Genomic DNA, 16131 nt, shown 5'->3' with positions numbered 1-16131 from the left:
ACCTCTCAAATATAAATGTTATAGGAGCAAAATAGTTTTTTGATTTTATTTTTCATCATTTATCACACTAAAATTATTCATTTCTCTTGTTATATTAATAATATCTTCTTCAAGAAAAGTGGAATGCGTACCTTTCATTACAAACTCACGGCAATTACTAGTTAAATTTGCTAAAGTGCCCTTATTATTTTTATTCTTAAAAAATATAATCTGACTATCAATAGGCTCAAAAATATATTTGGTTGATATGTAACTTAAATGCTTATTATTTTCGTTCAACTTTTCATTTAATAATTTATCATTACTATGTTTTGCTTCATTAGGGGTACCTTTAAGCTGAGCAATATTAACAGCAGTATCTAATAATATCAGCTTGCATTTCAAATTTTTTCTTTTTTGCATAATTGTAGCGATGGCATAAGCTAAAAGTCCTCCAAAAGAATAGCCAGCTAAATAATATATTCCCTCACTTTGAACTTTTAATATTTCTGCAAGATAGTATTGAGCCATTTCTTCAACATTATTAAATCTCTTTGGGTTGAAAAAATATGGATTATTAAGGCCATAAACGTAATAAGATAAGTATTTTTCAATATCTATGTATGAAAAAGATAATCCACTACCAGGGTGAATTAAAAATAATTTTGGTAATTTTTTCTTTTCTTCTGCAGTGGTAATAGGAAAAAGTGTATCTATTTTGTTTTTATTATTATTTTGGCTACAGCTATCAAGGAGATTATATAGACCCAATTGATTGAAAGTTTCATTAGAATTTTGTTTTTTTAAATTATTATTAATGAGGTATAAAGCAACTTTTCTTATATTTGGATTCGTATATAGATACTTTATCGGAACATAAATGCCTTGAGCATGCATCATAGAAAGTACCTGCATCAATTTAATCGAATGACCCCCCAATTTAAAGAAGTCATCCTTTATTCCCACCTTATCTATTCCTAACACCTCCTCCCATATCTTGCATAACTTCTCTTCTATATCATTCCTCGGAGCCACATACCCTTCCTCATTACTAAATTCTATTTCTGGCAACCCTTTCTTATCTATCTTCCCATTTATTGTAAGTACTATCTCTCCTATCTTCATCAACTTACTCGGCATCATATATTCTGGTAACTTATTCCCCAAATAATTCTCCATTTCTTTTTCATCTAACTCTTCCTCACTTACATAATATCCTACTATATACTTATCTCCTCCTCCTTCTCTTTCCTTTGCTACCACTACACTCTGCCTAACTCCTTCATAGCTCTGCATCACATTCTCTATCTCCCCAAGCTCTATTCTATATCCTCTGATCTTCACTTGCTCATCATTCCTTCCTATATATTCTATATTTCCATCACTTAAATATCTGCCTAAATCTCCTGTCCTATATAACCTACTATATCCTCTCTTTATGTCTTCTTCTGTTGCAAATGGGTTTGCTATAAATTTTTCTGCTGTTAACCCTGGCCTATTTAGATATCCTCTTGCTAATCCTTCTCCTCCTATACATATCTCTCCTATCGCTCCGATTGGTAATACTTCTCCTTCTTTTGATAATATATATATCTTTAAATCTCCTAATCTTCTCCCTATAGAATTGTTATTGTTATTTTCATCTTCTTCTTTTATCGCCTTATATGTTGCGTGTACTGTTGTTTCTGTTATGCCGTACATATTTACCAGTCTTGGCTTATTATATCCATACTTATTCAACCATTCTCTTAATTTTCCTTGATTTAATGCATCTCCTCCAAATATTACATATCTTAATTTAGATAACTTTTCTCTACTTCTTGATTCATTTATAAAATTATAAAATGCTCCTGGTGTTTGATTTAATACCGTTATCCCTTCTGTTTTACATAAATTAAAAAATAACTTTGTATCTATGATTTTTTCTTGAGATGCTATTACTAATTTCCCTCCATACAACAAAGAACCCCATATCTCCCATACTGTGAAGTCAAATATATATGAATGAAATAGTACCCATATATCTTTATGGTCAAATTTATATTTTTTTTGAGTTATACTAAATAATCTTGCTACATTGTTGTGAATCTGCATCACTCCCTTCGGCTTCCCGGTTGTTCCAGATGTATATATTATATATGCTAGATCCTTTACTCCTCTTTCTACCTTTATATCTTCTCCTTTATATTTTTCTACCTCTCTTCTAAACTCTTCACTGTCTATTCCTATTACTTCTATCTTATTTCCTACTATCTTCCTTATCTTCTCTACATTCTTCTCATTACTTAATATTACCTTACACTCTGCATCTTCTACTATGTACCTTATCCTTTCTTCTGGATAACTTGCCTCCATTGGTATATAACATCCTCCTGCTTTCAATACTCCTAATATCCCCAATACAATATGTTCACTCCTTTCTATACATAACCCTACACTCACTTCTCTTATTACACCGTGTTTTTCTCTTAAATACCTACCTATTTTATTACTTCTCTTGTTTAATTCATCATAGCTTATTTGTACTCCTTCTATTATTACTGCTACTCTGTCCCTACACTCCCTCACCTTTTCCTCAAATAATCCTTCTATTCTTTCTTCTCTTATGACTTTTATATCTTCATTGGTTTCAAATAACTTGACAGGTATTTTTTTGCTAAACAGATATAACAATTGTGCTAATGTTACGTTTTTGATCTGATCTTCGTGTATTCTCGATATAACTTCAAGAAGGTTTATGAAATTATCTTTAAAAATTTCTAAAAATTCACTGGTAAAATGCTTATCGCTATAAATTATTCTTATATAAAATTGTTCTCCTGGATATACAACCAAAGTAAATGGATATTCCGTTTCACTAAAGTTATGGTATTTTTTTAATTTAAGGATATTTAAATTAGAATTTATTTCATCTCTGGGATAATTTTCATATACTAATATACTATTAAATAAACTGTGAACATCTTTAACAAATAGCTTTTGTATTTCAGCTAATGAGAGAAAACTTGTTTGATTAATAAATGTAGTCGATGCATGTAATTTTTGCAAAAAGTGCTTAAAATTTTCTTTGTTATTTAGTTTGATTCGCAATGGCAATGTATTTATTGTTAATCCGATTAACTCATCAATATTTTGTAAATCTATAGTTCTCCCTGAAACAGTAATGCCTAAAGTAAAATCTGTTAATTGGGTATATTTACTTATAATAATACCTAATGTTGCTTGAAAAACTGTGTTTGTAGTCACATCATTTTTCTTTGCAACTTGTTTTAAAGTATTACTAGTTTTTCTATTTATGTGGAAGAAATAATCCTTATGACTACTACTACTTTTTTCTATAACAGTTTTAGCAGAGAATTCCAAACAATTGTCCTCTGTAATATTATTTAAATAATTTTTCCAATCATAAATTGCTAATTCTTTATTTTGTTTTTGTATCCATCTAATATAATCCACATACTCTATACGTCTTTCACAATTAAACTCAGTTTTTTTGATCAAGCTATGATATATGTTTTTTAGTTCTTTTAGTAGTAAGCCTGTAGACCATCCATCACTTATTATATGATGAGTTGTCCATATCATATATTTTGATGTGTCATCACTTAATAACAAAACCTTACTTATTGGTGGATAATTAAACTCAAATTTTTTTGATCTTTCTATTGCCGCTATTTCTAAAATTTTTTCCCTTTTTAATATTTTATATTTCTTAAATTTAAAATTATGAGAACAATCAGATAGTACAAATTGTATAGATTCTGGTAAAGACTCCCATATAAAGCCAGTTCTTAACACGGAATTATTTTTAATAACTACATCCCAAGCTTTTTTTAATATATTAGGGTCAACATTATATTCTAACTTATATGTAGATTGTACGTTGTATCCTATAGATTGTTCTTCAGAAAGCATTTCTTCATTAAATAAGAAGCCTTCTTGCAAAGGAGATAATCTATAAACATCTGTAATATTCTTAATTTTTCCTAAATTATTATCAATATTTTGTTGCGTCAGAAAATCTATATTTTTAAAATCAGATAATGTATAACCAAAATTATTTTCTTTACAACAATAATTGATTAATATTTTTAGAGATTTAATATAGCTATTTGCTAAGGACTCTATTTCAAGATATGAAAAATATTTTGTATCAAAAGTGAATCTTATCGAAAAAATATCGTTATATATAGCGCAGTTAATTATAATTTTGTGACTTAGTTGATTTTCTTGAGCTATATTTAAACTTCTTATTTCAAAAGACAAATCAAACACTCTATTTTCTTTATTATATGCTGACTGCACCGATTTTTTTTGACCAAGAAAATTAAATAATATATTAGGTTTGTATGTATGGTTATTAGCTTTTATAAACTTTCCATGCGTCTTTAAATTACTATATCCCATACCTTTATTAGGTATGTTGCGTATTCTTTCTTTAATTTCCTTAATCAAATCTCCGATGTTATTATGTTCTTCAATACTTAAATCCACTGGATAAATAGATGTAAACCATCCTATTGTTCTTGATAAATCAACTTCTTCATTAGTTAAATTCACTTCTCTACCATGTCCCTCAAGGTCAATAATAAATTCTCGAGGAATGATTTTTTGTTGAGCATTACTTAGTAAATTATGCCAATCTGTATAAGCTAAAGAAATTGCTGCTAATAATATATCACGAACTTCAGTTTTATATGCTTGATTTGTCCTCCTAAGCAAATTTTTAGTATATTCTTTATCTAATTTTTTAATAACTTCTTTAGGTAAACCTTTTAATTGATATTTATAACAACCTTTATTTAAAGCAATCTCCAATTTTTACCAGAAAGATTTTTCTTCAAGCTTAATGTTTGCAGCATAATTTTTCGTAAGATAGCTCCATTTTTGAAAAGAAGTTGTTTTAGAAGGTAGGCAAACTTTCTCTTTATTGATGAGCTGCATATAGGCTTTTTCCAAATCTTCTACAATAATACGCCACGAAACCTCATCAACAACTAAATGGTGTATTGTAATAAATATTCTATAACCTTCACTTTTACCAATAAAGTAAATGCCCATGCCTATTAATTGTGGTATAAAAATGTTTATCTCTTTATGTGTCGCATTACATTCTTTGCGTAGAGCGCCAATAGGATCATTTTCTTGGGATAAATCTTTATATTTATAGATAAAATTGATTTCTTCTTGAATTATTTGCTTAACTTCATCTCCTAAAATACTGTACTTTACTCTAAGCATATCATGATGACTTATAAGTGCTGCCACTGATTTTTTTATATAATTAAGATTTATGTCTTCTGGGCAAATCAGGACTGCAGACTGATTAAAATGGTGATAATTTTCTACTTGACTAAAGAAGTCAGATTGAATAGGTGTTAATGGCACTATGCCTGTTATCTTTTTATTAGAAATAGCTATATTCTCAATACTTTTAATAAAAGTACAAAATTTACTTAAAGTACAAATCTGAGGGTAATTAAAAAGATCTTCTAGTTTAAAATGAACACTATTTTGCCTAGCTTTTGAGAGTATCTGTAGAGTTGTTATAGAATCTCCTCCTAATCTAAAAAAGTTATCTTGAACACCTACTTTATCAATCCCTAAAACCTCTTGCCATATTTTACATAAAATTCTTTCTATTTTGTTTTTTGGCGCTTGATAATCTTTACTATTGTGTAACTCATACTTAGGTAACGTTTGTTTATCCACTTTACCATTAATATTAATTGGCATATCAACCAAATAAATAAATGCACTAGGAATCATATAATCAGGCAAATATTGTTCCAAGTAGCTAATTATTTGCTTATCGTCTATTTCCTTAATAGCCGTATAATAACACAACAAATAATTGTTATTTGTGTTATTATCTGTTTGATAGGTTACAGCTATTTTCTTAATATTTGTATACTTTTCTAATACTTTTTCAATTTCTTCTATTTCAACCCTGTAACCTCTAATTTTAAGTTGGAAATCTTTTCTGCCAACAAAATCAAGCTTTCCGTTTGGTAGAAGCCTTACTAAATCGCCAGATTTATACAACCTACTTCCTGTATTTTCAAATTTATTAGCAATAAATTTCTCAGCAGTTAGTGCTGGCAGCCCTTTGTACCCTATTGCCATAGCATCTGTAGCAAAATATAATTCACCAGGATAATTTTTTGGAACTATATTAAGATCATGATCCAAAATATACGCATATGTATATTTTAAAGGAACTCCTAATCTAGGTAAATTATCGTCGCATATCCAATAAGTGGCATCCATACAAACTTCTGTTGGTCCACACATATTTATTAAAGTGGCATCTAATTTATCATTGAAAACTTTGATCAGCGAACTTGTTAATGGCTCTCCGCCCACTACAATTTTATTTAAGCGAATTTTTTTGCTTATAGTATAAGATGTTAATAAGTTTTTTAAAAAAGAAGGAATAAATTCAATAAAAGTAATTTGATGACATTCAATCAATTTTATTAGGTCATCAGGCTGCCTGACGACATCATGAGGGATGAAATGTATTGTTGAGCATGATACTAAAGGGCACAGTATTTCTTGTAATGAAACGTCAAATGATAATGAAGCTTGCTGAGCAACTTTATCAGATAATTGTAAATTAAATAATTCAGCAAAAGAACCTAATCTAATAGACATAGCATAATGGCTCATCATCACTCCCTTAGGTTTGCCCGTTGTTCCTGATGTATAAATTAAATAAGCTATATCATGGCCCTGAACTTGTTCTAATTTTTTACTCTGAATTTGCTCTTTTCTTATATTTTTATAGTCCTCCATTAATATTATTATACCTGAAAACAGGTTTTTAAACTTATCTCTGTGCGAAGAATCTGCAACAATGCACTTTGCTGTTGAGTCTGATAAAATAAAATTTATTCTTTCCCCAGGGGTGTTAGGGTCAACTGGCACATATGTCGCCCCAAGTTTAAATATTGCCAACATAGCAATAACTGCCTCTAAACCTCTGGAACCTCCATAAACAATAAAGTCACCACGTCTTAATCCGGCCTTGTAAAAACAATTCGATAGATAATCACTTCTCTGATCTAATTCTTCAAAAGTTATGAAAATTCCTTGATCGCAAATTGCTATTCTATCTGGGTTGGCTCTAATATTCCTAGTAAATAGCTGATTAAATAGTAATGGCCTTATATTCTCGTTTAAGCTATTATTTTTATTGAGAAGCTTAATTTGGCCACTCTGCTCCTTTTTTGATATGATATTTATATCACTAATTGGTAACTTAATATCTTCAACAGCTTCTTTTATAATATTTTTAAAAAAATCTGCAAATCTTTCTATTGTTTCATGACTGTATATATCTACCAGATAATTAATTCTGACTCCTAAAGTTGAGTCTTTTAGTTTATGAGCTATAAATTCTAAATCAAACTTAACCTTGTCATAATTAGCTGATATATCTTTTATGTGAATTCCATCTAAATCAAGTGAAAGATTGCTATTAAAATCTTTATAATCTATTAAGATTTGAAATAATGGGTTTTGATACGAATTTCTTTCTATCTTTAACATATTTATCAATTTCTCAAAAGGCACCTCTTGAAATTGATATGATTCCAGTAAATTTTTTTTTACTCCTAATAGTAAATTTTCAAAGGATTCTGGTGGCTTTATTTTTGTTCTAAGAACTGAAGTATTAACAAATAAACCAATTACATTTTCAATTTCCTGATGCTGTCGCCCATTAACTAACCTTCCTATTATTAAATCCTTGTTTCCTGTAACTTTATATACCAATACGTTTAAAACAGTTAGAAAGAAAATATATGGAGAAATATTATTATTAAAACATATGTTTTCTATTTTATTGCTTAATTGCAAATCAAATTTCAATACTGTGTTACCACCTTGAAAAGTTAATTTATTTGGATGAATTTTATCTGTAGGCAAGCAAGTATTTACTGGTGCATCTTCTAGTGTATTTCTCCAATAATCAAGTTGCTTAAGTAATTGTTTGCCTTCAAAGCATTTTTTTTGCCATATGCTGTAATCTATGTAACGCACTGGCAATTTAGGTGAAATGCTTTTTTTATTTAATTTATAAAAATTATAAAACTCTGATAATTCTTTATATAGAATATTAAAAGACCATCCATCACTAATTATATGGTGCTTTGTTAAAATTAAAATATGCTTATTTGAACTTATAGTTAGTAATTTTATTCTGCATAGAGGACCTTTTTCTAAATCAAACTTATTATTACTTTCTTTCTCTTTTAATTTTATAATAGCATCTCGAATGTTAGATTCGTTTGCTATTTTAATTTCTTCATATATTGATACATCTTTTAAGATAATTTGCCTTAGATTGCCTAGTTTATCTTTTTTAAAAACAGTTTTTAAGGATTCATGCCTCATCACTAGGTCAGATATTGCACTAGCTAATGCTTTTCTATCAAGATTGCCAACAAGTTCAAATGCAACATGCATATTGTAGACAGCATCAGTGATAAGATTTTCTAAAAAGAACAAACGGTGTTGAGCAAAAGATAATGCTGCTGAATTAGCTCTACTACTTAAGATAGGAATTCTTATATTATTTGAAGCTATAATATCATCAGCAGAAACGATTAGTTTTTTTAGACCAATTATTGTTGGATTATCAAACAAATCTATAAGTCTAATCTCCTTATTAAACTTTCTATTTATTGAAGAAATTAACTTAATTGCTAGTAATGAATGTCCCCCTAATTTAAAAAAATTATCGTATCTCCCAACTTTCTCAACTTTCAATATTTCCTTCCATATTTCGGAAAGCTCTATCTCTATTGAATCTGTTGGCTTCACATATGATTCTAATTTTTGTGGGACTAATTTATTAAATGGAGGCAATCCTTTTTTATTTCTTTTTCCAGTGTTATTTAAAGGAATTTTATCAATATTAATATAATATTGTGGTAACATATAGTTTGGAATAATTTCTTGTAGATACAAATCTAATTCTTCTGCATCAACTTTAAATTCGCCTTGAATTATATAAGCAATTAATAATCCTTCTTTAGTAACAACCATACAATCTTTTATATCTTTATGGCTGTTTATTGCTGCTTCTATTTCTTTTAACTCTATTCTATATCCGTTTATTTTTACTTGTTCATCTTTTCTTCCTAAAAATTCTATATTACCATCAGGAAGATATTTAGCAAAATCTCCAGTTTTATATATGCGAGTATTTAGACCCATTAATTTTTCTTCCTTTGTACAAAAAGGATTTGCGAGAAAATTTTGTGCAGTTAAGGAAGGATTATTTAAATAGCCAAAGGCAACGCCTAGTCCACCAATATATATCTCACCTTGTATTCCTTCTGGTACTATTGACATTGTATCATTTAGTATGTAGACCCTAGTATTTTTTAAGGACTTCCCGATTGGTATATTGCCTTGCTTCAAGGTATTTGTTTCAATGTTATATGTAGTTGTACCTATAGTTGTTTCAGTGGGGCCATAATGATTTGTTAATTTTGTTTTTAAAGTAAGATAATGAGATAATAAAGACTCTCCTCCAACAAAAAAATGTACTTTTTTGATATATCTAAGAATTTTTTCTTTTTTAGGTTCCTTAAGTGCATTTATTTCACTAGATAATAATTGATAGTAAGAGGGTGTTGTCTTTATTATGCTAATTTTTTCTAAAAATAAATAATCTATTAAATTAATCAAAGAAAATTCTTGCTCTTCAGGAAGTACACATAGTGTAAAACCGTTTAATAAAGCAGTGTATAGAGAAGTATATCCAAGATCTGTATAAGGAGAATTTATATATCCAATACGATTTTCGTCTTTGTTGAAGATATTAGCAATCTGCTTCACGTAATTTCTTATTCCTAAACTTCCTAGCAATACTCCCTTTGGCTCCCCTGTTGTTCCTGATGTGTATATTACATATGCTACTGGATTAATAGGATAACTAATTTTTAGATTTTCTGAAGAAAATTTAGAATAATTTATCTCCTCTATAAACAAAGAGATTGAAATATCGAATAAATTGTTTATCAAAGATTTTGAAGTAATTACATGAAAAATTTGAGCATCTTCTATTATATATTTGATTCTTTTAGATGGTGTTTTTGGGTCTATAGCTATATATGTTGCTCCTATTTTTAAAACAGCTAACATTGCTAAAATAAAATCTGTAGACCTAGGTAGTGAAATTCCTATTACATCACCTGGTTTAACGGAATGAGATACTCTTAAATAATTAGCTAATTTATTCGCTAACTCATTTAAAAATCCATATGTTAAATGACGATTTTTAAAAATTATTGCTACTTTATCTTGGCTTTTACACGCCTGTTCTTCGAAAGCTTTGCCAACTCCGTACGACATTTCCCGCTATACTACCCAAAGGTCAACTATAAGATATATGAAAAACATTTACAAGTATAATTTGTGCGAATTTAATTTGAGAATTATTTTTTACTCAATTCTTTTAACAATATATTATTTATTAATTGCATTACTCTATTGTATTCAATATTTATAAAAAAGTGATCTCCTGTAAAATATTTATAGTCAAAATTATGAGTCTCATCAGACCATTTTAAAATATTATTTATGTCAAATGTATTATCTGCTTTACCACAAATAGCTATTACCTTAGGCTTAATTTTAGCTCTTTTTTTATATTCATAACTATCAGATATAGTAAAATCAGATCTTAAAATAGGTAATATTACTTCATATAATAACTCTGGTTCCTGAAGAATTTCTTTAGGTATGCCGTTATACTTTTTTACTTCAGATATAAAATCATTATCAGATAAATTATATAAAGTTTTTTTGAGATGGGATAATTGGGGAGCTTGGCAAGCTGAAACAATCAAATGAGTAAGATTTATATTGGTATTTGCGTCTATCATTCTAGCTAATTCAAAGGAAATCAAACCACCTAGACTATGACCAAAAAAAATCGAGGGTATATGTAATTTTTTAGGGAATTCCTTATATACTTTTTCAATTAAATCATCCATACTTAGAATAAATTTTTCATTAAATCTATTTTCTCTACCAGGTAATTGCAATGCAAATATATTTACTTTTTCCACTATATCTTTCTCCCATTTTTTAAAAAACGAAGCACTACCTCCAGCATAGTGAAACAAAAAAAGATTTAATTTATTTTCATTTGAGAAACGTATTGGAACAAACCAAAGGCCATCAATATCAGTAAAATTTTTGTTCATAAATCTTTACATACACACCTTTCCAGTATTGTATCATATTATGTTGTATTTTGACATATACAAATGTGTGAAATTTTAGAAAATAGCTTGAATAATAAATTTTTATCTAGAAAAGCATGATCAATAAAGTAGATATTATTTTAATCACAGGTCCTTCTTCTTCTGGGAAATCTACATTAGCAAACATAATATGTAATCATATTAATACTTCCAAATTAAATACAAAACAGCTCAATAATATTATATGGTCAAGAATATAGTAAAAAATATTTTGGAGAAGAACTAAAACTGGCAAATAAAATAATAAAGAAGAATTTGAAAAGCATATATGAGATATCAATAGAATTAAAGAAAATTGACAGCAAAGAATTATCAAAAATATACTTTAGAATAAATGAAAAACGAAAAGAACGAAAAGTTGATGATTTTCTTGATATATAATACAAGAATTATGCTCTAGAAGTAAATAAAATAATTAGTCATCACGGTAACAGAGTTGGTCCTAAAAAACTGGACAGGTGCTAAAGGATAAATTCTGATATAAAACAAATAAAAATATCGGAGTAACAAATGACAAAAAAGAAAAAATACAGTCCAGTATTTAAAACAAAAGTAGCATTATCAGCAATCAGGGAAGAAGGTATATTGAACGAATTATCAGCAAGATACGGAATCAATGCAAATATGATCAGCAAGTGGAAGAAACAGGCCTTAGAAAACATGAGTAGTGCATTTTCTAGCAAATGGGGAAAATCAGAAATATCAAATGAACATCAAGTAAAACAACTACATGCAAAAATAGGAGAATTAACAGTAGAAAAGGATTTTTTGCAAGATGTATACGAAAAACTAGGAAAAAGTGGAGGCTTGAGATTATTAAGAGCAACCAAGATAAATTGAGTATATCAAAACAATGCCAGTTACTCTCAATAGCAAGATCAAGCTGTTATTATAATCCTAAAGGCGAAGGTTTAGAAAATCTAGAGCTCATGAAAAAATAGATGAGGTTTATTTAAAACATCCATTTTATGGTTCTAGACAAATGAGTTTGCATTTAAAAAATTAGGGTGGTTTTGCTTCTAGACATAAGATAAGAAGGTTGACGAGAATAATGGGAATAAGAGCTATATATCAAAAACCTAATACTAGTAAAAAAAATAGTCAGTACACAATATATCCATATTTATTAAGAGATAAAGTTATTAGTATAGCAAATGAAGTCTGGTGTGCTGACATCACTTATATACCGATGCACAGAGGCTTTATGTATTTAATAGCTATAATGGATTGGGCTTCTAGAAAAGTGTTGTCATGGAGATTGTCAAATACTCTGGATACTTCTTTTTGCTTAAATGCATTAGAAGAGGCGATATATTTATATGGCAAACCAGATATTTTTAATACAGATCAAGGAAGTCAATTTACCAGCATTGATTTTACTGATATCTTAAAAAGCTATGATATAAAAATATCCATGGATGGCAAGGGATGCTGGATGGATAACGTTTTTATAGAAAGACTATGGAGATCTATTAAATATGAATGCATATATCTTCGGGAATTTGATAATGTTGGCCAATTAAGAGAAGCTATTGCTAGCTGGCTAGAATTTTATAATAACAAAAGGCCACATTCAACATTTGCTGGACTTACTCCAGAAGAGGTTTATTACAGAGATAATTCTAACGGTCTAATGCCAAAGAATAACAAGTATACAGCTTAATTTTAACCATGGGATTTATCCTTAACTTTGCTGCAAAACTGTCCAACCAATTATGACCACCTCTTTACTTCCAATAACTTTATCTCTATCCTAATTCAACATGCAATAATGATTAGTATGGATGGTAAAGGAAGAGCTTTAGACAATGTCTATATTGAAAGATTATGGAGATCGTTGAAACAAGAAAAAATATATTTAATAATTTTAACTACTGTTATGGAGGCAAAAGATGCTATAAATGAATATGTGAAGTTTTATAATAATGAAAGAATGCACCAATCTTTGGAATATTTTACTCCAGCAAAGGTGTATTATAATAATGGTAATTTAATGGCTGTAAATTGTATCTCATAATGTTTAATTTTGTGTCTTGATAAATGGGCCCACTATACCAAATGCAGTGCCTCCTGCACCTGCTATTAAACACGGTTTATAATATGCATGTAGGAATTTGTTAAGCCATGTATGTAGTTAGGAGTATTTATATGGGGCATTTGTTTTACCTCAACTAGTGCAAATATTTATTAACATTCATTTCAATAAATTATTCCATTTTTAATATATAGTTTAGAGATATTGAAACTATAGATTGACACACCTTGCAACGTTGAATTATTCTAACATTATGGATGTTGTACTACAACAACAAATATAAGTTATTAAGGTGATTTTTATGAGCAATATACGTGTGTGCAGATCATTTTTGGATCCAGAGTATTTATCTAAGAAATTAAGTAATAAATACAAATTTCAAGATATAGCGATGTGTAAGCCTATAAAATTTGGTGGAAGTAATGATATTTTTTTATTAAAAACATCAAATAGAAGCTATGTAATAAAAATTTTTTTCGAGAGACAGTGCTGGGAATATAACAAGGAGCATTATTTATTTGAGTTAGAATTGCAAGAATATTTAGAAAAAAATAATTTTTCAGTTCCAAGACCAATTAAAAACAAACAAGGAAACATAATAGATACTATTATTTTGCCAGAAGGAAGTAAATATTTAGCGGTTTATGAATATGTTTCAGGTTTTAAATGGGATCATACTTTAACTAAAGATAAAAGGCTTAAAATTTTAGGTGAGACAGTTGCAAAATTTCATAATATAGCATCTAAATTTCGATCTGGTTTAAACTGTTCTAGAGAATTAAACTTGAAATTGCTTTTAGATAAAGCATGGAATGATATAGAAAAATATGTTGAGCTTCCAAATAAAAAAATCAAAAAAGAATTACATAATGTATATTCATTACTTAGTTCGCATTCAGCTGGCTATAAACTAGATGAAAATTTGAAGTTAATTCATGGAGATATACATGCTGGGAATCATTTGTATAATCCTGATTCAGGCAAAATAACTTTAATAGATTTTGAGTTATGTGGATATGGTTATTACATGTATGAATTTGCAGTATTAAAATGGGACTTACTTAACTCTCACAAGAAAGATTTTGTTGATAGATGTATGAATGAATTTTTTGAAGGTTATTCTAAAATTAACAGTATCAATAAAGAAGATTTTGATGTAATGGATTTTTTCATAAAGGTTAGATACTTTTTTATGTTAGGTTCAAGTTTTCTCTTTTATAAGGATAAACCGCAAATGAATTCTGAATATATTTTGAATTATTATATTAAATGTATGAAAGAGTAGTATGAAATATACATTTTGTTTATTGCTATTCTATTGGATAATAGAAAGAGCTATATTTAGTTGATTTATCAATTCAAGGTATTTCTTTTCTTCTGGATTTAAGTTTATTATGTCTATAAATATATGAGAATTTAATTTTTTGGCTATTTCGATATATATATAATTTACCATAATTAAATGAAGTTCATCTTTCTCAACATTAATATTGGAGTTATTATAAAATAATATTTGAAATGTGTTATTTTCTAATAATTTAATAGTATAGTAGGACCATTTTTTTTCTCCCACTCTGAGGAAAAAATCTGCACTTTTATTCTTAAAAAATAAAGTTATAACTTCTTTTAAAATATTGTTTTGAGTATTCTCTGTAAAGATAGTGTCTATAAAAAAAACAGATGGGTTATTTAATACCTTGCTGACCTCTTCTTTTTTACTAAAGGGTAGTTTTGTTTTGAATAAAAATTCTACTGAAGATAATTCTATTAGGCTAGATTTTGTTTTTGAATAGCTGTCTAAATAAGGAATATATTTATCATCAAAGATCCAAGATTTTATATTTCGTATCAGATTAGTATAATTTTTATCCAGTGATTCCTTAGTACTATAATTTGATTCAATGATATTATAATTATAGCTTGTTCTTTTATTAATAATATATAAATTCGAATTATCTTTAAAGTCCTTGAGATATAAAAAACTTTTTCCAATTTCGTTTAATATAGATTGTTTGTGATAAAAATATGGAATTTGTTTGGAAACAAAAAAGCCGAGGAGCTTTTTTGCTTGATATATAGATTCTAAGTAAGCATTTTTTAGACTTTTACCAGTAATTTGTTCAAAGATATTTTTATCTGGTTTTTCAGTTATTTCATATAGTAGGGGAAATAATTCTAGAGTGAATAACGGGTGTTCAAAGTTGTCTCCAGATTTTTTTATACTTTTTTTCGATAAGAAAGAGTTAATTATATTATTGTTATTGTTTATGGAATTTCTTATGGTTGTTGAAATATCAGTATATATATGTAAATTTTTAAAATTATCCCCAAGTATATTAAAAAATTTAAAAAAAACCTCATTTCTATCCGGATACGGGTCATTATAAATATTTTCAATAAATATACAATTTTTGCCTTTATTTATTAATTTATTAATTTCTAGATATAGATCTTCGTAGTAACGATATAAGATTATATTATTTACATATTGTGCTTTTTTATAAAAATCTTTATACAACAATTGTATTTCAGAATGTTGCAATTTTTGAATAAAGTATAGTAAGTCTAAGTAGTCTACAAATTTCTTGTTAGTAAATTTTTGAAAAAAAGATAATTCATTATAAAAATAATCAGAAGATATAGATTTACAAGTTTTTTCAAATACTTTTTTTGTATCTACATATACTAAATTAGGAATATTAGAGCATATTTTTTTTACAAAGTATATTTGGCTTTTTAAGGTTGTTCCTATTACAAGTAATGCTTTTCCAGATTTATTCATAAGAGTAATGATAAAAAAAATTTGTTAATGCTATTAATCGATTAAAAAAA

4 protein-coding genes and 3 pseudogenes are annotated in these 16131 nt (G+C 27.9%); 3 read left to right on the top strand and 4 right to left on the bottom strand.

Translation table 11 applies throughout. The features are described from left to right. Positions 1 to 45: 45 nt before the first annotated feature. From N3Z17_RS04145 to N3Z17_RS04140, 3 genes and pseudogenes are all read right to left on the bottom strand, one after another. A pseudogene (locus tag N3Z17_RS04145) lies at positions 46 to 8808 on the bottom strand (amino acid adenylation domain-containing protein). A 54-nt stretch (positions 8809 to 8862) separates the two neighbouring features. Further along, positions 8863 to 10347: pseudogene (locus N3Z17_RS07590) on the bottom strand (amino acid adenylation domain-containing protein); the annotation flags it as partial. Between the two features lie 83 nt (positions 10348 to 10430). Further along, positions 10431 to 11204, bottom strand: coding sequence for a thioesterase II family protein (locus tag N3Z17_RS04140; RefSeq protein WP_282471479.1), 774 nt, complete (start codon positions 11202 to 11204; stop codon positions 10431 to 10433). A gap of 570 nt (positions 11205 to 11774) precedes the next feature. Between N3Z17_RS04140 and N3Z17_RS04135 the strand changes: the two are divergent. The 3 genes and pseudogenes from N3Z17_RS04135 to N3Z17_RS04125 all read left to right on the top strand — a co-directional run bounded on the left by N3Z17_RS04135 (position 11775) and on the right by N3Z17_RS04125 (position 14584). Next, a pseudogene (locus N3Z17_RS04135) lies at positions 11775 to 12927 on the top strand (IS3 family transposase). A 108-nt stretch (positions 12928 to 13035) separates the two neighbouring features. Then, complete coding sequence (locus N3Z17_RS04130; protein WP_282471478.1) at positions 13036 to 13281, top strand: integrase core domain-containing protein; 246 nt, start codon at positions 13036 to 13038, stop codon at positions 13279 to 13281. A gap of 319 nt (positions 13282 to 13600) precedes the next feature. Next, positions 13601 to 14584: a phosphotransferase enzyme family protein gene (locus tag N3Z17_RS04125; protein WP_282471477.1), complete on the top strand. Its 984-nt coding sequence runs from the start codon at positions 13601 to 13603 to the stop codon at positions 14582 to 14584. A 30-nt stretch (positions 14585 to 14614) separates the two neighbouring features. Here N3Z17_RS04125 and N3Z17_RS04120 read toward each other — a convergent pair whose 3' ends face one another. Continuing rightward, positions 14615 to 16081, bottom strand: coding sequence for a hypothetical protein (locus N3Z17_RS04120; protein WP_282471476.1), 1467 nt, complete (start codon positions 16079 to 16081; stop codon positions 14615 to 14617). Positions 16082 to 16131 lie beyond the last annotated feature (50 nt).

This window comes from Candidatus Bandiella numerosa (assembly GCF_029981845.1).
Classification (GTDB): domain Bacteria; phylum Pseudomonadota; class Alphaproteobacteria; order Rickettsiales; family Midichloriaceae; genus Aquirickettsia; species Aquirickettsia numerosa.
This window is presented reverse-complemented; position numbering and strand designations above follow the sequence as displayed.